This window comes from Nonomuraea sp. NPDC004702 (assembly GCF_053601695.1).
The window spans coordinates 82,221-104,143 of the sequence record NZ_JBSGCE010000021.1 but is presented as its reverse complement, the minus strand read 5'-3'; the positions used below and the strand labels follow the sequence as shown (position 1 = coordinate 104,143).

Here is a 21,923-nt window from a genome sequence, read left to right as displayed (position 1 = left end):
GGCTCACATCCCCGGCAGACTCGGCGGAGACGGCGCCTGGCCGTCGAGGGGCGGGGCCTGGTACCCGGCGCCCTGGGTGTCCGGGCCTTCGGCGTCCTCGTAGTTCCTCGCGTTGCCCCGGAGCCCGTCCCGAACGTCCTCCACTGCCTGGATGTAGGCGTCGAAGGCGGTGAAGATGCCGTCCTCGATCCTGTACCGGTTGTTCTCCAGCTCTCTGCCGTAGTGGTCGTCGCCCAGCGGGTTGCCCTCGCGGTAGAAGACGGTGCCCAACGCGGTGCGCAGGTCCCACAGGGCGTCGGCGCTGGCGTCGGCCTGCGCGGAACGCTGCCGCAGACCGCTGAAGACCGCCTTGTATCCCTGGCCGCGGGTGTCACTCATGCGCCGCGCCGTCCTCCGGCGAAAGCCGCACGGGCTTCGGCAGGAACGACTCGATGCCCGCCCCCTCGCCCAGCACCTCCTCCAGAGGCAGCCCCTGCGGCATGAACGGCGTCATGAGCTCCTTCGTCCGGTCCGCCACCTGCTCGGTGGCGGCGCCGATCTGCTCCATGATCGAGCGGGCGAGCTGGGACGGCGCGAGCCTGCGATACACCCGGGGGTCCAGCGCGATGTCCTGCACCTGACCGCGCGGCCCCACCGTCACACTGACCAGGCCGTCGCGGCTCTGCGCGGTCGCCACCAGCTCCGACAGCTTGCCGTACGCCGTCCGCAGCTCGCGGGCCTGCCGGTTGTACTCCCTGGCCAACGCTTCGACTGTCAGCCCGAACTCGTCGCTCAAACGGCGTACCTCTCGTACCAGGGGCCTGCTTCTGCCACAGCTGCAACGCGGAGGCCCTACCGTACTAAATCTCTTTACGGACGGAAAACGAGCAGTTCAGGCCATCCGAAACCCGCCCACCGGCGGGCCGGCGGGCCGCCGAGAGGGCGTCAGCCGGCCTCGCGCGGGCCCGCCCGCCGGTCAGCGATCGCGAGGGGTCGTGTGCGCGAGGACGGCGGTGGCCAGTTCCTCGTGGACCTCCGGCGGCAGCGTGTGCCCCAGGCCCTCCACCATCATCAGCCGCGCCCCCGGCACCTGCTCGGCGATGAGCGCGCCATGACCCGGCTTGGCCACCTCGTGGGTGCCCTCGATCACCAGCGTCGGCGCCTTGACCTGGTGCAGCACGCCCACCGGCTCGAAATCGGGCTTGGCGCCCGCCGCCAGCCGATGGTTGACCGTCGCCGACAGGTCGCGCGCCCGGTCGTAGATGCGCTCCTGCAACCGGCGCGCCGCGTCCTCGTCGAACGGCAGCCCGGTCCCGTGCAGCAGACGCTGCTCGGCGATCATGCCCTCGATCGCCGCCCGCCGGTCCTGCGGCGGCGGCGACGCGATCAGGGTCTGGTAGAAGGCCACGAACTCCGGCAGCGGCACCGGCAGGCTGCCCTCCGGCTGCGGCTGGCCCAGCAGCGCCCGCATGATGACCTGCCCCTCGCGGCCGCCCAGCGGCGAGGAGCCGATGACCGTCAGCGACCGCACCCGCTCCGGCCGCTCCACCGCGACGAACTGCCCCAGCAGCCCGCCCGCCGAGTGACAGACCAGATGCGCGCTGTCCAGGCCGTGCGCGTCCATCACCCGGTAGACGTCGTCCTTGATGTCGTCCCACGTGTACGGGTGCGCCGCGAAGTCGACCGTGTCCGACATGCCGGTGTCACGGTGGTCGTACCGGATCACCCGGCGGCCGCCCGCGGTCAGCAGCCCGACGAACTCGTCCGGCCACAGGACGCCCTGCGACATCGAACCCATGATCAGCAGGATCGGCTCGTCGGTGGCGGCGCCGAACTCTTCACTCCAGATGTTCACGTTTTGCATGCCTCAAAGCTTGCCCGGCCCGGCCACGGGCGCCTTCTGTAGAACTACTAGCCGCGCCAGATCAGTACGGGAGCCGATGCCGAGCTTCGGATAGATCTTGTACAGGTGGTACTCGACCGTCCGCGGGCTCAGGAAGAGCTGGGCGGCGATCTGCTTGCTCGACAACCCGTCGGCGACCAGGCCCGCGATGCGCAACTCCTGCGGGGTCAGCGCGTCGAGCACGGCCGCGGGCGGCGCCTGCCCGCTCTCGCCGGCGGCCCGCAGCTCCTCCTGCGCGCGCCGCGCCCACGGCCGCGCGCCCGCCCGTTCGAACGTCTCCCACGCCATCCGCAGATGCGCCCGCGCCTCGCCCGGACGTTGCCCGCGGCGCAACCGCTCGCCCAGCAGCAGGGCCGTCCTGGCCGCCTCGAAGGGGTTGGTGTGCAGCCGCAGCGCCTCCTCGAAGGCGTCCTCGCGCGATTCGGCCAGGCCCCGGCAGCGTGCCAGCAGCGCGCGTGACTCCGGCGTCGCCGCGTGCCGCGACCCCCGTTCGTACGCCTCCAGCGCCGCCCGCGCGCCCGCCTCGTCGCCCGCTCCGACGGCGGCCTCGACGCGGTCGGGGGTCGTCCGCCAGACGACCGCCGGATGCCCGGTGCCCGGCCCGGCCGCGGCGATGGCCGCGAACCGGTCGCGCGCCGCCGCGTGCCGGCCCAGGCACAGGTCGAGCATCGCCCGCGCGTACGCCGCCACCCCCGCGCGCAGCCCCACCCGATGGGGGACGGCGATGGCCAGCGCCGCGCGGGCCTGCCGCTCGCAGTCGTCCTCCTCGCCGCGCAGCGCCGCCACGACCGCCAGGTTGGCCAGGTGCGCGGCCACCGTGTTCTCGTAACCGGCCTCGCGGGCCAGTTCCAGGCCCTCCTCCGAGAGGGCCTGGCTGCGCGCCAGCCGCCCGGCCAGCCGTTCGGCGGTCGCCACGAACTCCAGCACGACCGGCAACTGCCCCGCCATGCCCGACACCCTGGCCACCTGCCCGGCCCGGTCGCTCAGCTCGGCGGCCAGGTCCGTCTCGCCGAGCTGGCTGGCCGCGGCCGCCGCCCACAGGTGGCCCGCCGGATCCGCCAGCTCACCGGCCCGCGCCAGCGCCCGGCGCAGCAGGCCGGGCCCGGCGGCGTCGCCGCCCAGGGTCAGGCCGATGCCGGCCACCGTGTCCCGCAGGAAGCCCTCCGGGTGCGCGGCGGCCCGGCGGCCGAGCTCGACGATCATCGCGGTGTCGCCGACGTACGCGGCCGCCTCGGAGGCGTCGGCCAGCATGTCCAGGCTGTCGCCCGCCGCCAGGATCCGCACGGCCTCGGCGGCGTTGCCCGAGTTCAGCTCGAACCGGCCGCGGAGCTGGGCGATCTCCATGGTCACGGCGACGTCGCCGCCGGCCCGTTCGCGCGCCTCGGCCAGCAGCGACTCCGCCTGGCCGGGACGGCCGCCGAGCCAGGCCGCGACGGCGGCGTCCTTCAGCCGGACGGCCCGTTCGCGCGGCTCGGGGGTCAGCTCGGCGGCTCTGGCCAGGGCGGTGGCGGCGGCGCCGTACCCGCCGCGGTCGCGGGCCCGGCCGGCGGCGGCCACCAGCGCGGCGGCGACCTCCTCGTCCTGGCCCAGGGCGGCTCCGGCCAGGTGCCAGGCACGGCGGTCGTCGGCGGTCAGCTCCGCCAGGACGGCGTGCGCCCGGCGCACCTCGGCCGGAGCGGCCGCCTCGTGCACCGCCGAACGGATCAGCGGGTGGCGGAAGCGCACGCCGGCGCCCGACACCTCCGCCAGCCCGCCCTCCTCCAGCTCGGCCAACGCCGCCCGCCCGGCCTCCGCCTCCGCCTCTGCCTCCGACTTCGCCTCCGTGGAAGCCGATGTCTTCGCGGAGACCGATGCCTCCGTGGAGGTCGGCGCGGGGTGGTCGTCCCGCGTGCCGGGTCGGCCCGCGCGTTCGGCGAGGAGCCGGCCGGTGGCGCGCAGGACCACGTCGAGGTCCCCCTCCACGGCGGCGACCAGGGCGGCCAGCCGGGCGGCGGCGGACAACGCGGCCACCCGGTCGCCGAACAGCCGGGCGCCGCCGGGCAGCGGGTCGGGCAGCGGTTCGCGTCCGGCGAGCTGGGCGGGCGTCAGACGGGCGGCGATCTCGCGCAGGGCGAGCGGGTTCGCGCCGGTCAGCGTGACCAGCTCGCGCCGCACCTGGACGGGCAGCGCGCCGTGGCGGGACGCCAGCAGCTCGTCCGCGGCGGCCTCGGCCAGGCCGCGCACCTCCACCGTCAGCGGCACGCCCTTGACCGCGGCGTCCCCGCGCACCGCGAGCAGCATCGCGACGCGTTCGGTCGCGAGCCGCCTGGCGGCGAACAGCAGCGCGTCGGCCGAGGCCCGGTCGACCCACTGGAAGTCGTCCACCACGCAGACCAGCCCGTCCGGCGCGGCGGCCTCGACCAGCAGCGAGAGCACGCCGGCCGCCAGCAGGAACCGGTCACCGGCGCCCCCGGCCGCCAGCCCCAGGGCCGCGCGGACGGCGAGGCGCTGCGGCTCGGGCAGCGCGTCGAGCGCGCCGGGCGAACCGGCCACCGGCCACAGAAGCTGGTGCAGCGCCGCGAACGCCAGGTCGGACTCCGACTCGACGCCGGTGAGCCGCAACACCCGCATCGCGCCGCCGCGCGCGGCCGCCGCGTCGAGCAGGGCCGTCTTGCCCGCTCCCGCCTCGCCGCGCAACACCACCGCGCCGCCGGCGCCGTCGCGGGCGCGCGCGATCACCTCGTCGAGAACGCTGATTTCCGCAGATCTGCCGTAGAGCACAAGCCCCTACCTTAGGCGCGCGGCCCGGCCCGCCGAGCCCCGGAGACCGTCCCTACGCGGGCAGCCACGCAGGCCACCAGGGCACGACGCAGTCGCCGGGGGTGCCCTGGGTGGCCACGTCGTACACGGTCAGCGCGACCGGCCCGGAGACCGTGACGGCGAGGGCGAGCACCGTCAGGAGGAGCTGCGGCCACAGCCGCCCGGCCGCCCACGGCAACCGCGCGAGCAACTGGACCGGCAAGGACAGCAGCGCCGATCCGGCCGACACGGCAGGGAAGAGCACGAACCTGCTCAGCACCCAGACGGCGCCGGCGAAGCCCTCACCCGCGCTCAGGTCACCCGCGCAGTAGACGTGCGCGTGCGCCACCAAGGATGTCTCGTACCAGGTGCCCGCGGTCGCGCACGCGATCGCGGCGACGGCCGGGAACGCGCAGCCGAAGGCCCAACCAACATCCCCGGCCCCGGACGACGGCCCGCTCCGATCGGTCACGCCGACATCGAAGCAGACCGGTTTGCGGCCGATGCGCACCCGAGGTGAAGATTCGGTGCAGGGCCCCGATCACCTCGGCCACACTGGTCCCATGGAATACGTCGGACGGGTGCCCGCGCCGCCGCTCGACCGGTTCATCGACGACATCTACTGCCTGACCGGGGTGCCGCGACACCGGCTGATGAACGTCCCGCCGATGCCGTCGGGACACCTGTTCGTCAACCTGGGCGACCCCGCCCGCCTGTGGGACTCCGACCCCTCCGTGCCGCCGGCGGTGTTCGCCGACGGCTGGCTCATGGGGATGTGGACCAGGCGGTTCCGCTACGAGTACCCCGCCCGGGTGCGGCTGGTCGGGGTGCACTTCAAGCCGTGGGGGATGACGCCGTTCGTCGGCGTGCCGGCGGGCGAGCTGCGCGACCGGTGGGTGCCGGCCGACGCCCTCTGGCAGCGGTCCCTGGACCGGATCCGCGACCGGGCCGGCGACCTCGCCTCGGCCGCCGGCGTCCTGCGGGTGGTGGAGGAGGAGCTGCGGGCGCGGTTCGAGGGGACGGCGTCGCGCAACCTCGACCTGGTCCGGCACGCGGGCGGCCGCCTGGCGGCCACGTACGGCGCGGTCCCGGTCGGCGCGCTGGCCGACGCCGCCGGGGTGAGCGGCAACCACCTGGCCGCGCAGTTCAAGTCCCATGTCGGCGTCACCCCGAAGCGGGTGGCCCGGATCTACCGCTTCGCCCGGCTGATCCTGTCCGTGGACGCGTCGCGCCCGGTCGACTGGACGGCGCTCGCCCACACGGCGGGCTACTTCGACCAGGCCCACTTCAGCAGGGAGTTCAAGGACTTCACCGGCCACACCCCCACCGAGTACCTGGCCCTGCGGCGCCGGTTCCCCGCCGAGCCGGGCTTCCCGCCGGACGACGGCCCGATGCCCGCCGATTGATTTTCTACAAGCCCGGCAGCCCTCCGGGACGGCAGGATCGCAGGCGTACTTCTGACGAGGACCGAGGAGACCCCGTGGGCGCAGTGATCATGAACAGCGCGGTGTCGGTGGACGGCTTCATCGCCGACGGCAACGACGACGTCGGCCCCCTGCACGACTGGTACTGGAACGGCGACACCCCGCTCACGCCGGGCGACGACCCGGACTACGACCATTCCGGCGCGGGCGGCCGCTTCAGGGTCTCCAAGGCGTCGGCGGAGTACGTCCGGCCGATCTGGGAGTCGGTCGGCGTGATCATCATGGGCCGCACCCTGTTCGACCTGGTGAACGGCTGGGAAGGACGGCCGCCGGCGGGGGAGCACGTGGTCGTGGTGTCCCACCGGCCCAAGCCCGAGGGCTGGCACCCCGAGGCGTCCTACCATTTCGCCGCCGACGTGACGGCCGCCGTCGCCCGGGCCCAGGAGCTGGCCGGGGACCGGGTCGTCAGCGTGAACGCCGGCGACGTCGGCGGCCAGCTGCTCGCGGCCGGTCTGGTGGACGAGGTGGCGATGGACGTCGTGCCGGTGGTGTTCGGCTCCGGCAAGCCCTACTTCGGCCGCGTCGCCGGGCAGCACCTCCTGGCGGACCCGCACGTGGTCGTCCAGGGCGAGGGGGTGCTGCACCTGCGGTACAAGGTGCGCCGCTAGTCGCGGCCGACGATCCGCGCGAGGTCCCCGCGGAACGCCGACCCGTCCAGCGACGGATGGCTCATCCGCCGGTCGGCCAGGATCGCGGCCGAGCCGCGGAAGCTAGCCTGACGCCGTGACATCCGTTCTGCTGTGGTGCGCGCTCGTCGGCGTCGCCCTCCTGTACGGCGCGGCCGTCCGCGGCACGGCCGGGATCACGATCGCGGCCGTCGCGGCCCTGGTGGCGGCGGCGACGGCCGTCGCGGCGGCCCGCGGCTGGCCGCCGCAGGCGCTGGCGGGCGTGGCGCTGGTGGCGGGCGGCGTGGGCGCGGTCGTCTGGGCGTTCGGGCGGGCGCACCGGCGGGGCCGGACGCGGCGGGCGGCCCTGGCCGCGCACCGGGCGGCGCGATCGCGGGCGGCCGCGGCCGTGGCGGACGCCGTGCGCCTCAGGATGGCCGCCGAACTGCACGACACCGCCGCCCACCGGCTCACCGGCATCGCGGTGGCCGCGGCGTCCGCGCTGCACGTGGCCGACCCGGCGATGCGGGAGTCCGCCCTGCGCCACGCCGGGGACGCCGCCCGCCTGGCCCGCGCCGAACTGGCGGGCGCGCGGGAGGCCGTCCGCGACCTGCCGGCGATCGACGCCCTGGTCGCCGGCCGGCCCGGGCACGGCGCGGACCCCGACCGGGTCGGCTACCGCAGGACGGCCGCCGCCGCCCCGCCCGAGGTCGCGGCGGCCGCCTACCGGGTGGTCCAGGAGGGCCTCACCAACGCCGCGCGGTACGCGGGCGGCGCCCGGGTGGACGTCGCCGTCCTCGGCGAACCCGGCCGGCTCACCGTCGAGGTGCGCGACACCGGTGGCGCGCGGGAGCACGACGACCTGGGCACCGGCCACGGCCTGTCCGGGCTGGCCACGACCGTGGCGGCCTGCGGCGGCACGCTCACGGCGGGCCCGGACGCCGGCGGCTGGACGGTCCGGGCCGCCTTCCCCGCCCCCGCCGGGCCGCCCCCGTTCCGGCGGGCGTGGTGGCGCGGGCGGCGGGCCTGGGACGCGGCGCTGGCCGGGCTCGCCGTCGCGTTGACGATGGGGGCGAGCCTGCTGCCGGGAGGCACTCCGGCGCCGCGCGAGTTCCTCGTGCTCGGCCCCCTCTTCGTCCTGCACGCCCTGCCTCTGTGGTGGCGGGTGCGGCGGCCCGCGTGGAGCCTGGCCGCGATGTTGTCGATCCATCCGGTGGCGATGGCGGGCCTGACCCCGACCCCCGCGGGCGACCTGTTCCTCTGGGCGTGGTGGGTGGAGCTGGCCCAGCTCTACGCCTTCGGCGCCCACCACCCCAGGCGCCGGGGCGTGCTCGCGATCCTCGCCGTCGGCCTGGTGGGCGGCCTCGCGCTGGCCCTCGGGCCGGGCATCGCCGGTGACCGGACGGCCGCCTGGGCGGTGCTCGCCACGGCCGTGGCGCTCCTGTCGGCTCCGGCGTGGGCGGCGGGCGTCCTGGTCGGCCGGGCGCGGGCGCGGCGGCGGGCGGCCGCGACCGCCGAACGCGACCTGCTGGCCGGCCGGCTGGCGGACGTGGCGCGCGGCGAACGCGAGCGGATCGTCGAGGGCCTGCGCAGCACGGCCGCCCGGCACGCGGACGCCGTCGTCGCGGCGGCCGGGAAGGGCGACCTGGCAGCGGTGCGCGACGCCGCCCGCGCCGCGATCGACGCGCTCCGGCGGCTGCTGGACGAGCTGCGCCGCCCCGCCGGATCCGACGGCCCGCCGCCGACGCTCGCCGGGCTGGAGCTGCTGGCCGCCCGGCGGCAGTCGGGCGTCCGCCACGTCGGCGACCCTGACGGCCTGACGCCGGAGCTGGAGGTCGGCGTGTTCCGGGCCGTCGAGGAGCTGGCCGGGGACCGGATCACCGTGTCGTACCTGCCCGACGGCGTGCTCGTCGAGGGCACGGCGGCCCGGCGCGCCCGCCGCCGGCTGCACACCCTGGCCGACGGGTACGGCGGGACGCTGGCCACCGGCGGCCCGGACGACGTGCGGGTATGGTTGCCCAGATGATCAGGGTGATCGTCGTCGACGACCAGGCGGTGGTCCGGGTCGGGATCGCCGCGGTGCTGGCCGCCGAACCCGACCTCGACGTGGTCGGGCAGGCCGCCGACGGCGAGTCCGCCGTGGCGCTCGCCGCCGAGCTGCGCCCGGACGTGGCGCTCATGGACGTCCGGATGCCCGGCCTGGACGGGCTCGCCGCCACCGCCCGGATCACCGCCGGCACGCCGGGCACCCGGATCGTCGTGCTGACCACGTTCGGCCTGGAGGAGTACGTGTTCGGCGCGCTGCGCGCGGGCGCGTCCGGGTTCCTGCTCAAGGACGCCGAGCCGGCGCGGGTCGTGGACGCGGTGCGGGTGATCGCGTGCGGCGACGCGCTGCTCGACCCGGTGATCACCCGGCGGCTGCTCGAACGCTTCGCCGCGGCCGCCGACCCCGGCCCGCCCGCGCGGCCCGACGGGCTCACCGCCCGCGAGCGCGAGGTGCTCGGGCACGTCGCGCGCGGGCTGTCCAATGCCGAGATCGCCGCCGTCCTGGCGCTCAGCCCGGCCACGGTCAAGGATCACGTGGCGGCGATCCTGGCCAAGCTGGGCGTGCGCGACCGGCTGCACGCGACCATCCACGCCTACGAGTCCGGCCTGATCCGTCCCGGGGCCGGCTGACCCCCGCCGCGTGGCGGGGGCACGGTTCGGTCGCCGGCAGGAGGAGACGCGGCACGCGCGTTCCTAACGTTGTGGCACATGAAACGTGTGTCAGGCGCGATCCTGCTGGTGGGCGCCGAGATCGCCGCGGTCGCCGCCGGGGCTCTGGTCTTCCTGCTCGTGGCGGCCGTGACGGCCGCCGTGCCGCTGTTCGCGGGGGCGGGGGTGCTCGCCGTCGCCGCCGTCTCCTGGTTGCTCGGACGTCCCGCGCTCCGCCTGCTGGGGCTGCCGCGGCTGGTGCCGCCCTACGTGGTGGTGAACACCGTGGCGGTCACCGCCCTCGCCGGGCTGGCGGCCTTCCGGCCCTTCCCCGTCCCGCCGCCGGCCGCGACGCCCGCCGGGGTCGCGTACTGGCAGCTCCCGACGGGCTCCCGGCTCGCCTACGTCAAGCTCGCCGGATCCGGCACGGCCGGCCGCCCGCCCGTGATCTTCCTGCACGGCGGGCCGGGCACGCCAGGGGAGGGGCTGCCGGAGGGCGGCGAGGAGCTGGCCGCCGCCGGGTTCGACGTCTACGCCTACGACCAGCTCGGCGCCGGCCGCTCGACCCGGCTGGCCGACCCGGCCGGGTACACGGTCGCCCGCCACGTCGCCGACCTGGAGGCCGTCCGCCAGGCCATCGGCGCCCCGAAGATCGTCCTGGTGGGCAGGTCGTGGGGCGGCACCCTGTCGGCCGCCTACCTCGCCGCCCACCCCGACCGGGTGGCCAAGGCCGTGCTCACCTCGCCGGGCGCGATCTGGGAGCCCGCCTTCCCCGGCGGCGTCGGCAGCCCGTGGGACGGCCTGCCCGCCGCCCTCCAGGCCCAGGCCGACGCGCTGACGAGCTCCCCGCGCATGCTGGTCCAGTCGTTGCTCCTGGGGGTGAACCCGGCCGCGGCACGGGCGCTGGTGCCCGACGCCGAGGCCGACGCCCGGATGCGCGCGCTGCTGCTGGTGGCCAAGGACGCCACGGGCTGCGCGGACGCGAAACCCGCCCCCGTGCACGGGAACCTGCCCGGCTTCTACAGCAACCAGGTCACCGCCGAGGACGCCGCCGCCGTGCCCGACCCGCGGCCCCGGTTGCGCGGGGTACGGGTGCCGGTGCTCATCATGCGCGGGCAGTGCGACTACCTCAAGTGGGAGGTCACCTACGACTACCGGCGCACCCTGCCGGACTCGACCCTGGTGTACGTCCCGGGCGCCGGCCACTCGATCGCCAACGGCCGTCCCGACCTCTACCGCGGCCTGATCCGCGCCTTCCTCCTCGACCGCCCGCTGCCCGTCCCCGCCTACACCGGCGCCACGGACCCCGCCCGCTCCTAGACGTCGCCGCGCGTTCCGGGATCGGTGATCTTAGGATGCGGGTGACTCAGGGCTCCGCCGGACGGCGGGGCGGGGAAGGAGAGCGCGTGGAGCCGGACGAACGGCTACGTCACAGCTCGTCATTCGGAGCCGCGGCGGCCGCGTACGCCGAGCACCGGCCGGACTACGCGCACGCCGCCGTGCGCTGGGCGCTGGAGACGGCGCCCGGGCTTCGGGTGCTCGACCTCGGCGCCGGCACCGGCAAGCTGACCGCGACGCTGGTCGAGCTGGGCGTCGAGGTCGTCGCGGTCGAGCCCGACCCGGCGATGCTGGCCGAGCTGCGCCGGGCGCTGCCGGACGTCCGCGCCCTGCCGGGCAGCGCCGAGGCGATCCCGCTGCCGGCCGCGTCCGTCGACGCGGTGCTGGCCGGCAACGCCATGCACTGGTTCGACATGGCCGTCGCGGGGCCCGAGATCGCCAGGGTCCTGGCTCCCGGCGGCGTCCTGGCCGGCCTGTGGAACGTGCTCGACGACGGCGTCGACTGGGTGGCCGGGCTCGCGCGGGCCGGCGGCGGCGAGGCGGTCGGCCCGCGCGACACGCCCGCCGCCTGGCGCGCCGAGACGGCCGGGATGCACCTGCCCAGGTCGGGCGCGCCGCGGTTCGGGACGCCGGAGCAGGAGCAGTTCCCGCACGGCCAGCGCCGCACCGCGGACTCCCTCGCCGAGACGCTCGCGACCAGGGCGGGCATGCTCGTCATGCCCGAAGGGGAACGCGCGGCCCGGCTCGGCCGGATCCGCGCCTACCTCGCCGGCCGGCCCGAGACCGCCGACGGCGAGTTCACCCTGCCGATGCTGACCGCCGTGTTGCGCGTCCGGCGGTTGTGAGGACGTCCGAGCCAGGGCCGTGAAGAGGTTTCACCTGCCGATCGACGCGAAAACAACGATCAAGCGGCCTCCCGTCGGACGGTGACGGCCGGGAAGGCGGTGCCGAATGTCCGGAGCGCCGTTGTACGACACCATCGGAGCGGCCTACACCAGGACGCGGCGCACCGATCCGCGCATCGCCGCGCGCATCTGGGCCGCGCTCGGCGACGCCCGGACCGTGCTGAACGTCGGCGCGGGCACCGGGTCCTACGAGCCGCCCGATCGTTACGTCCTGGCCGTGGAGCCGTCGGCGCTCATGCGCTCGCAGCGCCCGGCGGAGGCGGCGCCGTGCCTGGCCGGGTCCGCCGAGCGCCTGCCGTTCGACGACCGGTCCTTCGACGCCGCCATGGCCGTCTCGTCGGTCCACCACTGGCCGGACGTGCTCGGCGGCCTGCGCGAGATGCGGCGGGTCGCCCGGCGCGTGGTGGTGTTCACCCACGACACCGGCGACGCCGGCTGGCGCGACCGGTTCTGGCTGTCCCGCGACTACCTGCCCGAGGTCGCTGGTCTCGTGGCAGGCCGGCCCTCGGTGACCGAGCTGGCGGCGGCGATCGGGGCCCGGCTGGAACCCGTGCCCATCCCGTGGGACTGCGCCGACGGCCTGTTCGAGGCCTTCTGGCGCCGGCCGGAGGCGTACCTGGAGGAGGACGTCCGCCGCGGGATGTCGGTCTGGGCCAGGCTCGGGCCGGACGTCGAGCGGCGCGCGGTGCGCGACCTGCGTGCCGACCTCGCCTCCGGCCGGTGGGCCGCACGCAACCGGGACCTGCTCGAACTCGACGAGGCCGAGCTCGGCCTCCGCCTGCTGATCGCGTAGCCGGACCGGCGGCCGTCCTCGGCGGTCGCGGAATGCGTGAGAGGTCTTCGTCCGTTGTCGCCGCCGTGGACGATCTCACTCCCGCGGAACTGCGCGTCCTGGTCGCCGTCGACGGCGAGGGCAGCGTCACGGCGGCCGGCGTACGGCTGGGGCTGACCCAGTCGGCCGTCTCGCACGCCCTGCGCGCCGCCGAGCGGAAGATGGGAGCCGTGCTGTTCCAGCGGGGCCGCGCCGGCGCGCGGGCCACCGCGGCGGGGCGGGCCGCGGTCGGGCACGCCCGGCACATCCTGCGGCTCATGGAGGTCATGCGGGCCGACACGCGCACCGCCGCCCGCGGCGAGGCCACCGGGACCATCCGGCTGGCCGCCTTCCGCAGCGCCGCCTTCCACCTGCTGCCGCGCGTGCTGGTCCGGTTCGGCCGGCGGCACCCCAAGGTCACCGTGGACGTGCGCGTCGTGCCGGACCTGGGCAGGGGCATCGCCGGCGAGGTGGCCGACGGCCGGGCCGACGTGGGCGTCCTGACCCTGCCGATGTACGTGGACGGCCTGGTCTGCAAGGAGCTGTACGAGGAGCCGTACGTGCTGGCCCATCCGCTGGGGCATCCGGACCCGCGGTCGCTCCCCATGATCGACTGGCACGAGAACTGCTCGGGCGAGACCCGGCGCTGGCTGGCCGCGCAGGAGTGGATCCCGCCCGGCGACATCACGGTCGAGGACGACGGCGTCGTCATGTCGATGGTCGGGCACGGGCTCGGCGCGGCGATCGTGCCCCGCCTGTCCACGGTGGACGCCCCGGCCAGGGTCGCCACGGCCGGGCTCGGCGAGGGCGCCCCCCGCCGCCGGGTGGGCTACGTCACCACCCGCGAACTGGCCGGTTCCGCGCTGATCCGCGACCTGCTCGGCGAGCTGCGCACCCTCCGGACGCCCGCCGCCCCGGCGGCGGCCACCCATCCATGAGCCGCTGCTGACGACCGTTTGGCGGTGCGCTGCCCTGGTCCGGGTACGGTCCCTGGCATGGAAGAGGTGCCGCCGCCGACGGACGACATCGTGCACCGGCTGATCGGCGCCGCCAACGCGCACGACGTCGAGGCGGTGTCGCGGTGTTACGCGCCGGACGCGGTCGTCGTGAGCCCCGAGATGGAGGCGGGCGGTCGTGAGGAGATCGCCTCCTATTTCACCCAGATCTGGGATGGCTTTCCCGACCTGCACTTCACGCTGTGGGAGACCGTCGCCCTGGGCGACACGATCGCCACCGAGCTGACGGCGACCGGGACGCACTCCGGCCCCTACCTGACGGTCGGGGGCGAGGTGCTGGCCGCGACCGGCCGCCAGATCACCGTGCGGGCCTGCTGGTTCTGGGACCTGCGCGACGGGCTCGTCTCCAGCCAGCGCCTCTACTACGACCAGCTGGAGATCTACTCCCAGATCGGCCTGTGCCTGCCCCTGGCCTTCGAGCCCCCGGACACCGGGGCCACGGAGGAGGCCGGGGACGCCAGGTGACCCGCCGGACAACGGCGCAGGCCCTCACGGCCTGACGCGGCTGTGAGGGCCTGGGCACGTCCGGCCGGGCGTCAGCCGGAGCGGTGTCCGCCCACCTGGCGGGCCTGCTCGCGGGCCTGGTCGGCGGTGGCGGCGGCCGCCTCCGACGCGCTCTCCTTGACCTGCTGGACGGCCTGCCCCGCCAGCTCCTTGGCGTCCTGGCCGAGCTGCTGCGCCGACTCGCGGCCGGCTTCCACGACCGGCTCCAGCACGTCGCCGACCTGCTCGCGGAGCTGGCCGACGGCCTGCTCCTCCGCCTCGGTGGCGGGGATGAGCGTGGCGGCCAGCAGACCGGCGCCGAAGGCGATCAGTCCGGCCGCCAGGGGGTTGCCCTGGGTGCTCCGCCTGGCCTGCTCCGGCGCGGCCCGTACGGTCTCGGCCGCCACGTGGGCGCCGTGCCGCACGGTGTCGGCCGCCTGGTGGGCGCCCTCCCGCACCGCGTGGCCGGCCTGGTGCGCCCCCTCGCCCACCGAGCCGGCGGTGGCGGCGACGCCGTGCCGCGCCCGGCCGGCGGCATGGGACGCGCCGTGGGAGGGGGTTCCCATCACCCGCTCCCGCAACGAGCGCGCCGCCTCTCGCACCCGTTCGGTACGGCGGCGCGCGATCCGCGCCGGGCTGGTCCGGTCGGCCAGCCGGTCCACGTCGGCCGCGAGTTCGGCCCTCGTGGCGGCGATCTCGTTTCTCACTTCCTCAGGTCGCGTGCCCATTGCGCGTCCTCCTTGAGCGTCTCGATGGTCTGCTCGGGTCTGGGGTTGATCTCGCGCAGCCGGTTGCGCCCGTTGACGTACAGCACTCCGCCGATGACCGCCCAGACGACCGCGAGAACGAGCGCGGCCCAGCCCAGGCCCATCACCTCGCCCAGGCCGAACATGACGGCCAGGGTCACCAGCAGCGCGATCATGTAACCGGCGAAGCCGGCGCCGCCGAGCATCCCGGCCGCCTTGCCCGCCTTGGTCGCCTCCTGGCGGAGCTCGATCTTGGCCAGCTCCACCTCCTGGCGGAACAGTTTGGAGATGTCCTCGCCGATCTCGCCGACCAGCTGGCCGAGCGTCGGTTCCTCGGGCTGCGCGGTCATGGCAGGTCACTCCCGGCGCCGTAGGCGGGAGCGGCCGGGGCGGCCGGTGGCGTGGTGAGCGGCGGCACCGGGCGGGTGTCGTCCTGCCCGAGGGGGTCGCCGAGCGGCCGGTGCAGCGGTTGCGGCGGCGCCGTGCCGGGTTGCGCGACGCTCGGCAGGGTGGGGTCGGCGGGCGGCGGCGGGACCGCGGGCTGGGAGGCCGTCCCTGAGCTGTCGCCGGAGGCCTTGATGACGCGGCCCACCAGGAAGCCCGCGGCCAGGGCGCCGGCCAGGAACGCGGCCGGGCGGCGGCGGGCGAAGCTCTGCACCTCGCCGACCACCCCGGCCAGGCCGTGCCTGTCGAGGTAGTCGGCCGCGCGCCGGCCCTGGTCGGCGGCCTGGCGTACGACGTTGGTCACCGGCGAGTCGGGCTTGGCCTGCTCGTGCATGGCCGACAGGTCCTCCGACCACTCCCGCAGGCTCTGGGCGGCACGCCTGCTCTGCTGCTCGGACTGGGCGCGCACCCGGTCGCGCAGCTCGTCGACGGCGTTCCTGGCCTGGGCCCTGGCCTCGCCGGCCACCTGGACGCCGGCCTCCTTGGCGGTCCCGGCGACCTCCTGCGCGGCGGCCTTGCCTTGATGGAGCGTTCCCTCCTGGCCGGTCCCCGTCGGGTATTCACTCATGGGTGCCCTCCTCGTGGGATTGATGCCGCCTGTGGCTACCCGGACGGCCTTCGCCAAACCAAAAACACCCCAGCGCAGGGCAAAGAACGTGAAAAGGGGATCGGCGTCCCGCGCTGCTCCGATGGCGCTCCGAGCGTGTTCGCGCGGGGTCGCGAACCGCCCTGAAGTGCGACTATTCGCGTTATACGGCTGAGCGTGGGTAGGGAGGCGCCAGACCTGGTCAATCCGTTGTGGCCCTTCCTAAGGAACCAAGCATGAACGAGTCGCACCCGCTCAAGTCCGCCGTGGAGAAGGTCGTCGGCGCCGTCACCGATCACGACGCGGTGCAGCCGGCCGAGATCCCAGGCGTGCCCAACAGCCTGCCGCCCGAGCTTGAGGAGCCGACCGAACCGCGGGAACCGCTGCCGCCCAAGCCGGACCAGACCGGGCCCGAGACCGTCTCGCCCACCGGGCAGCCGACCGGCGCCTCGCAGGACCAGATGGCGCAGGGTGGCGAGTACCTGACCACCGCCCAGGGGCTGCGGCTGCGTGACACCGACCACTCGCTGAAGGCCGGCCCGCGCGGCCCGGTGCTGCTGCAGGACCACCACCTGCGCGAGAAGGTCATGCACTTCGACCACGAGCGCATCCCCGAGCGGGTGGTGCACGCCCGCGGCGCCGCCGCCCACGGCGTGTTCCAGGCGTACGGCACCGCCTCGAACATCACCAAGGCGGCCTTCCTCGCCGAGGGCGCCAAGACCCAGGTCTTCGTCCGCTTCTCCACCGTGCTCGGCTCGCGCGGCTCGGCCGACACCGTCCGCGACACCCGCGGCTTCGCCACCAAGTTCTACACCGCCGAGGGCGTGTTCGACCTGGTCGGCAACAACATCCCGGTCTTCTTCATCCAGGACGGCATCAAGTTCCCCGACGTCATCCACGCCGGCAAGCCGCATCCCGACCGGGAGATCCCGCAGGCGCAGAGCGCGCACGACACGTTCTGGGACTTCGTCTCCCTGCACACCGAGGCCACCTTCCACACGATGTGGAACATGTCCGACCGCGGCATCCCGCGCTCGTTCCGCATGATGGAAGGCTTCGGCGTGCACACCTTCCGCCTGGTCAACGCGGCGGGGGAGACGACGCTGGCCAAGTGGCACTGGAAGCCCAAGCTCGGCGTGCACTCGCTGACCTGGGAGGAGGCCCAGATCGCCGGCGGCGTCGACCCCGACTTCCACCGGCGCGACCTCGCCGACGCCATCGAGGCCGGCGCGCACCCGCAGTGGGAGCTGGGCATCCAGGTCTTCCCGGACACGCCGGAGCAGATGTTCGAGGGCATCGACCTGCTGGACCCGACGAAGATCGTGCCCGAGGAGCTGGCCCCCGTGCACCCGGTCGGCCTGATGACGCTCAACGCCAACCCGTCGAACTTCTTCGCCGAGACCGAGCAGGTCGCCTTCCACGTCGGGCACCTCGTGCCGGGCATCGACATCACCGACGACCCGCTGCTGGCGGCGCGGCTGTTCTCCTACCTCGACACGCAGATCACCCGCCTGGGCGGCCCGAACTTCGCGCAGATCCCCATCAACCGGCCGCACGCGCCGGTCAACGACATGCTGCGCGACGGCTTCCACCAGACGGCCGTCCACCGCGGGGTGGCCCCGTACCGGCCGAACTCCCTGGACGGCGGCTGCCCCTTCCAGGCCGGCGCCGGGCAGGGCGCCTACGTCGAGGTGCCGCTGGAGGTCGCCGGACGCAAGGTGCGCGAGGCGCCTGCGACCTTCTCCGACCACTACAGCCAGCCGCGGCTGTTCTGGCTGAGCCTGTCCCCGGTCGAACGCGAGCACCTGATCAGCGCCTACACCTTCGAGCTGGGCAAGTGTTACGAGCAGGCGGTCAAGGAACGCCAGCTCCGGGTGCTGGCCAACATCGACCCGGTCCTGTGCCGGGAGGTCGCCGACGGCCTCGGGCTGCCCGCCCCCGAGCCCACCGTGCCGCTCGCCGACCCGGCGCCGAGCCCGGCGCTGTCGCAGGTCGGCCGGGAGTGGCCGCTGGACGGCCGGATCATCGGCATCGTCGCGGACGAGACCAGCGACCTCGGCGTCGTGGGCGCCGTCCGCCAGGCCGTGCTCGACGGCGGGATGACGCCGCTCGTCATCGCGCCCAAGGGCGGCATGCTGGGCGGCACGCTGGCCGTCCAGCGCACCTTCGCCACGGCCCGCTCCGTCGAGTTCGACGCCGTGCTGCTGGCCGGGGCGCCCGCTCCGGGCGACGACGCGTACGGCGCCCGCGACGCCAAGGCCGGCGACGGCGGCACCCCGGTCGACCCGCGCGTGCTGCTCCTGGTCGGCGAGGCGTACCGGCACGCCAAGGCGGTGGGCGGCTGGGGCACGGCCGCGCAGGCGCTGCAGGCCGCGGGGATCCCCGCGCAGGCGCCGGGCGTCGTCACCGGCCAGGACGGCGAGGGGGTGCTGCGCGACGTGCTCGCCCTGCTGCCCCTGCACCGGGTCTGGGACCGCTTCCGCGTGCACCCCGACGTGGCCTGAGCCAGGAGAACCGCCCGCCCATCGCGCGCCGCGACGCCATGTCGCGGCGCGCGACGCGTGTTCCGGCCGGGCGCGATGCCGCCACCCCGGCCGTGAAAGCAGATCGCCCCACCGGTGGAGTAGGGGTGTGACTGCCCATTCGACGGCCCATTCGACGGCCCGTCCGACGGTCCGGAACGGCACCGGCCCGCCGGCGGCGATCAGCGACGAGGCCCTGCTGGAGCTCTCGCGCCGCCGCCCCGAGCGGTTCGGCGAGCTCTACGACCGGTACGTCGGCGAGATCCACGCCTACCTGGGCCGCCGGCTCGACCGGCAGGCCGCCGACGACCTGACCGCCGAGGTCTTCCTGGCCGCCTTCAGCAAACGCGCGACGTTCGACCCCCGGCGCGGCACGGTCCGCCCCTGGCTGTACGGCTTCGCCGGCAACCTGATCGCCCTGCACCGGCGCACCGAGGCCCGGCGGCTGGCCGCGTTGCAACGCAGCGCGGGCGCGCACGAGGAGCCCGAGCACGGCCACGAGGAGCGCGTCGTCATCCGCGTGGACGCCCAGAGCGAACAGGGCCGGCTCGCCGCCGAGCTGCGCGCGCTGCCCGACGGCGACCGGGACGTGCTGCTGCTCAGCGCGCTGGCCGAGCTCAGCCATGAAGAGGTCGCCCAGGCCCTCGACATCCCGTACGGAACCGTCGGCTCGCGCCTGTCGCGGGTGCGCAGAAGACTTCGGGCCGCCCTCGGCGGCGTCAACCCCTTGCACGGAGGCTCGGATGGATGACTACCGGGCGGTCCGGGACCTGCTGCCCGCACCGCCGCTGCGACCCGAGATCGAGCGGGCCGGCCGCGCCCGGCTGGACGCCGCCGTCGCCAGGGAACGCCGCCGTCCGGCGGGCCGGACCACAGGGCGGCGCGCGTGGGCGGTGCTCCTGGCCGCGGCGGCCGCCGCCGCGATCGCCGTCCCGCGGCTCCTGCCCCCGCCGGACGGGCCCGCCCGCCCGGCCGCGCTCACCCAGGCGGACGGCAAACGGTTCCTGCTGGTCGCGGCGGACTCGGTGGCCGCGCTGCCGGACGCGGGCGCCTGGTGGGGCGGCACGGAGGTGCGCGGCCGCCAGTTCCACGAGCCCGGCGGCCGGTACGTGCTGCGGGAGAGCGAGTCGGTCGAGACCTGGATCCCGGCCGACCCCGAGGGCCTGACCTGGTACCGGAAGGTCCCGCAGGGGATCGTGCCGGCGACACCGCAGGACGAGGCCGCCTGGGCCGCCGACGGCTCGCCCACGTCCTGGACCTTCGACCAGCCGGCGAAGGACGGCCGGACCGGGGTCGTGCGGGCCCGGCCCGGCCCGCCGCGCACCTGGTCCACCGAGGACTGGGACTTCCGCGTCCTGACCGCGGGCAGGCCGCTGACCAAGGCCGGCGAGGTGCCCGACACGCCGGAGGCGCTGAGGACGTACCTCGGCGCCGACGACCGCGCGACCGTCGACGCGGCGGCGCGGCTGCTGCTGTTCGCGCCGGTGACGAGCCGGACCAGGGCCGCCGCGTACCGGCTGCTCGCCTCCCTGCCCGGCGTCACCGCCGTCGGGCCGGTGACCGACGTGCTGGGCCGCGCCGGTCGGGCGGTCGAGTACGACGCCGGCGAGTTCGCCCCGACCGCCCGGCCGGGCGCGGCCAGGACCCGGCTGGTGATCGACCCGGTCTCCGGCAGCCCGCTCTCCGTCGAAACCCGTTCCACCGCCGACGGCCTGCTCCTGACGTACATCGCGATCAAGGACAGCCGCTGGGCGGACGTCAACCCCTTGAAGGAGAACCGATGAGACACACCCGTGCCCTCGCCGCCGCCGGTCTGGCGGCGCTGGCCGCCGGTACCGCCGCCACCGCCGTCCCGGCCTCGGCCGACGCGCCCAAGGGGGCGTACTGGCGGGTCGAGTCGATCCGCACCAGCGTCCATCCCCGCGCGGTCGGCAGCGGCTACCACCTGACCCAGCGCAACGTCAGCACCCACTGGTCCTCGCCCGACGGCAAGGGCTGGAGCGGGTACCGCGACCTGGGCGCCAGGCCCGCGACCGCGAAGGACGAGGCGGCCTGGCGCGCCGACGGCTCGCCGACGAGCTGGGCGTACCGGACGGAGGGCATGAAGATCCGCCTGTCCACCGCCCCCGGCAAGGGCACCCTCGTGGCCGAGCAGCGCCCGCCCGGCTTCCGGCTGGGCGACGAGAAGTACGTGAGCCCCCAGCAGCTCCAGTCCCTGCCCGCGGACGCCGAGGGGCTGCGCGCGTACCTCACCGCCGACGTCGACGCCTGGATCGACAAGGCGGCGCAGGAGGCCACGACCACCGACCCGAAGGCGCGCAAGCAGGACTGGCTGGACCATCGCGACCGGTACGTCGCCGAGGAGGCCGTCACCCTGCTGTACGCGGTCCCGGCTCCTGACAAGGTCAGGGCCGCCGCCTACCAGGTGCTCAGGACCACCAAGGGCGTGGACGACCTCGGCGACGCCAAGGACCCGCTCGGCCGCTCCGGCCGGAAGCTGGCGCTGCCGGTCCTCGCGGGCAAGGGCGCGGTGCTGCGGCAGCAGTACGTCGTGGACACCACGGCCATGACGGTGCTGGCCGAGTACACCGACCTCAAGGACGGCGGCAAGCCCGTGCTCGGCAAGACCGGCGTCACCACGATCACGGCGGCCTGGACCGACGACCGGCTCGCGGCCCCGCGGATTCCCTAGCCGCCCTGCCGGCCCGCAGGAAAACCGGGTGCGGACGGCGGGCGGGGTGGTGTGTGATCGGGGGATGACGATCGAGACGGGCAGGCCGGGGATCGACGGGCTCGGCGACGTGGTGCGGCTGCTGGGGGAGTGGCAGCGCGAAGGAGAGCCCGTGCAACTGCATCCGGGCGACCTGGGATGGTTCTGGCGGTTCGGCCCGGGGCGCACGGCGGCGGCCACCCTGACCTGGAGCCGGGCCGGGCAGGTCGTCGCGGCCGGGCTGCTGGACGGCGCCGACCTGCTGCGGCTGGCGTTCGCGCCGGGGGCGGCCCAGGACGAGGAGCTGGCCCGCCGGGTGGCCGGCGACGTGTCGGAGCCCGCACGCGGAGTGCTGCCCGAAGGGCGGGTGTACGTCGAGTCGCCGCCGGGCGCGCTGGTGCGGGACCTGTTGCTGAAGGACGGCTGGGCGGCCGACGACCCGTGGACGGTGCTCGGGCGCGACCTCGGCGCGCCTGTCCCGGATCCCGGCGTGCACGTCGAGGGGGTGGGGCCGGAGCAGGCGCCCGAGTGGGCCGCCGTCATCCGGGCGTCGTTCGACGGCTCGACCTTCACCGAGGAGCGCTGGCACGCGATGGCGGCGGGCGTCCCGTACGCCGGCGCGCGGTGCCTGCTCGCCCGCGACGACCAGGGCGCGGCGGTGGCGGCCGTGGCGGTCTGGTCGGCCGGTGCGGGCAGGCCGGGGCTGATCGAGCCGATGGGGGTGCACCGGGACCACCGGGGGCGCGGGCACGGCCGGGCGATCACGGTCGCCGCGGCGCACGCGCTGCGGGAGGCGGGCTCGTCCAGCGTGCTCGTGTGCTGCCCGAGCTCCAACGCCGGTGCCGTCGCCACCTACCGGTCGGCCGGCCTCGAACGGCTGACGGAGAGGCACGACGTGTCCCGCCACCCCTCCTGAGGC

Annotated in this window: 23 protein-coding genes; 14 read left to right on the top strand and 9 right to left on the bottom strand. The window is 75.5% G+C overall.

The window, feature by feature from the left end:
* Nucleotides 1-3: 3 nt before the first annotated feature.
* The 5 genes from ACWEJ6_RS25855 to ACWEJ6_RS25835 all read right to left on the bottom strand — a co-directional run bounded on the left by ACWEJ6_RS25855 (nt 4) and on the right by ACWEJ6_RS25835 (nt 5,132).
* The gene (locus ACWEJ6_RS25855; RefSeq protein WP_452426775.1) at nt 4-378 is read right to left on the bottom strand and encodes a hypothetical protein; all 375 of its coding nucleotides are present in this window, start codon (nt 376-378) and stop codon (nt 4-6) included.
* Nucleotides 371-775 carry a YbaB/EbfC family nucleoid-associated protein gene (locus tag ACWEJ6_RS25850; RefSeq protein ID WP_452426773.1) on the bottom strand — a complete coding sequence of 135 codons (405 nt, stop codon included), beginning with the start codon at nt 773-775 and terminating at the stop codon, nt 371-373. The genes ACWEJ6_RS25855 and ACWEJ6_RS25850 overlap by 8 nt, the downstream gene beginning before the upstream one ends.
* A gap of 180 nt (nt 776-955) precedes the next feature.
* The gene (locus ACWEJ6_RS25845; protein WP_452426771.1) at nt 956-1,843 is read right to left on the bottom strand and encodes an alpha/beta fold hydrolase; all 888 of its coding nucleotides are present in this window, start codon (nt 1,841-1,843) and stop codon (nt 956-958) included.
* 3 nt (nt 1,844-1,846) lie between these two features.
* A complete protein-coding gene (locus ACWEJ6_RS25840) occupies nt 1,847-4,642 on the bottom strand; it encodes a LuxR C-terminal-related transcriptional regulator (RefSeq protein WP_452426769.1) in 2,796 nt (931 codons plus the stop codon).
* Between the two features lie 52 nt (nt 4,643-4,694).
* Entirely contained in the window at nt 4,695-5,132 is a 438-nt protein-coding gene (locus ACWEJ6_RS25835; RefSeq protein WP_452426767.1) for a hypothetical protein, read from the bottom strand.
* A gap of 91 nt (nt 5,133-5,223) precedes the next feature.
* Between ACWEJ6_RS25835 and ACWEJ6_RS25830 the strand changes: the two genes are divergently transcribed.
* Nucleotides 5,224-6,066 (top strand): helix-turn-helix domain-containing protein, encoded by an 843-nt coding sequence (locus ACWEJ6_RS25830; protein ID WP_452426765.1) that lies wholly within the window; start codon nt 5,224-5,226, stop codon nt 6,064-6,066.
* A 74-nt stretch (nt 6,067-6,140) separates the two neighbouring features.
* The gene (locus ACWEJ6_RS25825; protein WP_452426763.1) at nt 6,141-6,752 is read left to right on the top strand and encodes a dihydrofolate reductase family protein; all 612 of its coding nucleotides are present in this window, start codon (nt 6,141-6,143) and stop codon (nt 6,750-6,752) included.
* Here the strand turns inward: ACWEJ6_RS25825 and ACWEJ6_RS25820 are convergent.
* Nucleotides 6,749-6,874, bottom strand: a complete 126-nt coding sequence (locus ACWEJ6_RS25820) for a hypothetical protein (protein WP_452426761.1) — start codon at nt 6,872-6,874, stop codon at nt 6,749-6,751. The two genes, ACWEJ6_RS25825 and ACWEJ6_RS25820, sit on opposite strands and share 4 nt — an antisense overlap.
* Here ACWEJ6_RS25820 and ACWEJ6_RS25815 point away from each other — a divergent pair.
* The 7 genes from ACWEJ6_RS25815 (at nt 6,868) to ACWEJ6_RS25785 (ending at nt 13,978) form a co-directional block, all read left to right on the top strand.
* Nucleotides 6,868-8,775 (top strand): sensor histidine kinase, encoded by a 1,908-nt coding sequence (locus ACWEJ6_RS25815; protein ID WP_452426759.1) that lies wholly within the window; start codon nt 6,868-6,870, stop codon nt 8,773-8,775. The genes ACWEJ6_RS25820 and ACWEJ6_RS25815 overlap by 7 nt on opposite strands.
* Nucleotides 8,772-9,425, top strand: a complete 654-nt coding sequence (locus tag ACWEJ6_RS25810; protein ID WP_452426757.1) for a response regulator — start codon at nt 8,772-8,774, stop codon at nt 9,423-9,425. Before ACWEJ6_RS25815 ends, ACWEJ6_RS25810 begins: the two co-directional genes overlap by 4 nt.
* 78 nt (nt 9,426-9,503) lie before the next feature.
* Nucleotides 9,504-10,763 (top strand): alpha/beta fold hydrolase, encoded by a 1,260-nt coding sequence (locus tag ACWEJ6_RS25805; protein ID WP_452426755.1) that lies wholly within the window; start codon nt 9,504-9,506, stop codon nt 10,761-10,763.
* An 86-nt stretch (nt 10,764-10,849) separates the two neighbouring features.
* Entirely contained in the window at nt 10,850-11,626 is a 777-nt protein-coding gene (locus ACWEJ6_RS25800; protein WP_452426753.1) for a class I SAM-dependent methyltransferase, read from the top strand.
* A gap of 121 nt (nt 11,627-11,747) precedes the next feature.
* Nucleotides 11,748-12,479 (top strand): class I SAM-dependent methyltransferase, encoded by a 732-nt coding sequence (locus ACWEJ6_RS25795; protein ID WP_452426751.1) that lies wholly within the window; start codon nt 11,748-11,750, stop codon nt 12,477-12,479.
* A 65-nt stretch (nt 12,480-12,544) separates the two neighbouring features.
* Nucleotides 12,545-13,435 carry a LysR family transcriptional regulator gene (locus ACWEJ6_RS25790; protein WP_452426749.1) on the top strand — a complete coding sequence of 297 codons (891 nt, stop codon included), beginning with the start codon at nt 12,545-12,547 and terminating at the stop codon, nt 13,433-13,435.
* A gap of 57 nt (nt 13,436-13,492) precedes the next feature.
* On the top strand, nt 13,493-13,978 hold the full coding sequence (locus tag ACWEJ6_RS25785) for an ester cyclase (RefSeq protein WP_449923810.1): 486 nt from the start codon (nt 13,493-13,495) through the stop codon (nt 13,976-13,978).
* 71 nt (nt 13,979-14,049) lie between these two features.
* On the opposite strand, the gene ACWEJ6_RS25780 is transcribed toward ACWEJ6_RS25785, so the two are convergent.
* From ACWEJ6_RS25780 to ACWEJ6_RS25770, 3 genes are read right to left on the bottom strand one after another with little or no spacing between them, the layout of a single operon-like run.
* Entirely contained in the window at nt 14,050-14,724 is a 675-nt protein-coding gene (locus ACWEJ6_RS25780; RefSeq protein WP_452426746.1) for a DUF3618 domain-containing protein, read from the bottom strand.
* Nucleotides 14,700-15,092: a phage holin family protein gene (locus ACWEJ6_RS25775; protein WP_358012454.1), complete on the bottom strand. Its 393-nt coding sequence runs from the start codon at nt 15,090-15,092 to the stop codon at nt 14,700-14,702. The genes ACWEJ6_RS25780 and ACWEJ6_RS25775 overlap by 25 nt, the downstream gene beginning before the upstream one ends.
* Entirely contained in the window at nt 15,089-15,754 is a 666-nt protein-coding gene (locus ACWEJ6_RS25770; RefSeq protein WP_452426744.1) for a hypothetical protein, read from the bottom strand. Before ACWEJ6_RS25770 ends, ACWEJ6_RS25775 begins: the two co-directional genes overlap by 4 nt.
* Before the next feature lie 254 nt (nt 15,755-16,008).
* On the opposite strand from ACWEJ6_RS25770, the gene ACWEJ6_RS25765 reads away from it, so the two are divergent.
* From ACWEJ6_RS25765 to ACWEJ6_RS25745, 5 genes are all read left to right on the top strand, one after another.
* Nucleotides 16,009-18,276: a catalase gene (locus ACWEJ6_RS25765; protein WP_452426742.1), complete on the top strand. Its 2,268-nt coding sequence runs from the start codon at nt 16,009-16,011 to the stop codon at nt 18,274-18,276.
* 127 nt (nt 18,277-18,403) lie between these two features.
* On the top strand, nt 18,404-19,045 hold the full coding sequence (locus tag ACWEJ6_RS25760) for an RNA polymerase sigma factor (RefSeq protein WP_452426740.1): 642 nt from the start codon (nt 18,404-18,406) through the stop codon (nt 19,043-19,045).
* On the top strand, nt 19,038-20,078 hold the full coding sequence (locus tag ACWEJ6_RS25755) for a hypothetical protein (RefSeq protein WP_452426738.1): 1,041 nt from the start codon (nt 19,038-19,040) through the stop codon (nt 20,076-20,078). Before ACWEJ6_RS25760 ends, ACWEJ6_RS25755 begins: the two co-directional genes overlap by 8 nt.
* On the top strand, nt 20,075-20,986 hold the full coding sequence (locus ACWEJ6_RS25750) for a hypothetical protein (RefSeq protein ID WP_452426736.1): 912 nt from the start codon (nt 20,075-20,077) through the stop codon (nt 20,984-20,986). Before ACWEJ6_RS25755 ends, ACWEJ6_RS25750 begins: the two co-directional genes overlap by 4 nt.
* A 64-nt stretch (nt 20,987-21,050) precedes the next feature.
* Nucleotides 21,051-21,920 (top strand): GNAT family N-acetyltransferase, encoded by an 870-nt coding sequence (locus ACWEJ6_RS25745; RefSeq protein ID WP_452426734.1) that lies wholly within the window; start codon nt 21,051-21,053, stop codon nt 21,918-21,920.
* Nucleotides 21,921-21,923: the final 3 nt, after the last annotated feature.

Bases quoted from the DNA above. Each gene is read 5' to 3' on its own strand.
- ACWEJ6_RS25750 (WP_452426736.1), top strand. From the start codon at position 20,075: ATGAGACACACCCGTGCCCTCGCCGCCGCCGGTCTGGCGGCGCTGGCC.
- ACWEJ6_RS25855 (WP_452426775.1), bottom strand. From the start codon at position 378: ATGAGTGACACCCGCGGCCAGGGATACAAGGCGGTCTTCAGCGGTCTG.
- ACWEJ6_RS25745 (WP_452426734.1), top strand. From the start codon at position 21,051: ATGACGATCGAGACGGGCAGGCCGGGGATCGACGGGCTCGGCGACGTG.
- ACWEJ6_RS25775 (WP_358012454.1), bottom strand. From the start codon at position 15,092: ATGACCGCGCAGCCCGAGGAACCGACGCTCGGCCAGCTGGTCGGCGAG.
- ACWEJ6_RS25830 (WP_452426765.1), top strand. From the start codon at position 5,224: ATGGAATACGTCGGACGGGTGCCCGCGCCGCCGCTCGACCGGTTCATC.
- ACWEJ6_RS25780 (WP_452426746.1), bottom strand. From the start codon at position 14,724: ATGGGCACGCGACCTGAGGAAGTGAGAAACGAGATCGCCGCCACGAGG.
- ACWEJ6_RS25765 (WP_452426742.1), top strand. From the start codon at position 16,009: ATGAACGAGTCGCACCCGCTCAAGTCCGCCGTGGAGAAGGTCGTCGGC.
- ACWEJ6_RS25805 (WP_452426755.1), top strand. From the start codon at position 9,504: ATGAAACGTGTGTCAGGCGCGATCCTGCTGGTGGGCGCCGAGATCGCC.
- ACWEJ6_RS25785 (WP_449923810.1), top strand. From the start codon at position 13,493: ATGGAAGAGGTGCCGCCGCCGACGGACGACATCGTGCACCGGCTGATC.
- ACWEJ6_RS25810 (WP_452426757.1), top strand. From the start codon at position 8,772: ATGATCAGGGTGATCGTCGTCGACGACCAGGCGGTGGTCCGGGTCGGG.
- ACWEJ6_RS25845 (WP_452426771.1), bottom strand. From the start codon at position 1,843: ATGCAAAACGTGAACATCTGGAGTGAAGAGTTCGGCGCCGCCACCGAC.
- ACWEJ6_RS25820 (WP_452426761.1), bottom strand. From the start codon at position 6,874: ATGTCACGGCGTCAGGCTAGCTTCCGCGGCTCGGCCGCGATCCTGGCC.
- ACWEJ6_RS25755 (WP_452426738.1), top strand. From the start codon at position 19,038: ATGGATGACTACCGGGCGGTCCGGGACCTGCTGCCCGCACCGCCGCTG.
- ACWEJ6_RS25770 (WP_452426744.1), bottom strand. From the start codon at position 15,754: ATGAGTGAATACCCGACGGGGACCGGCCAGGAGGGAACGCTCCATCAA.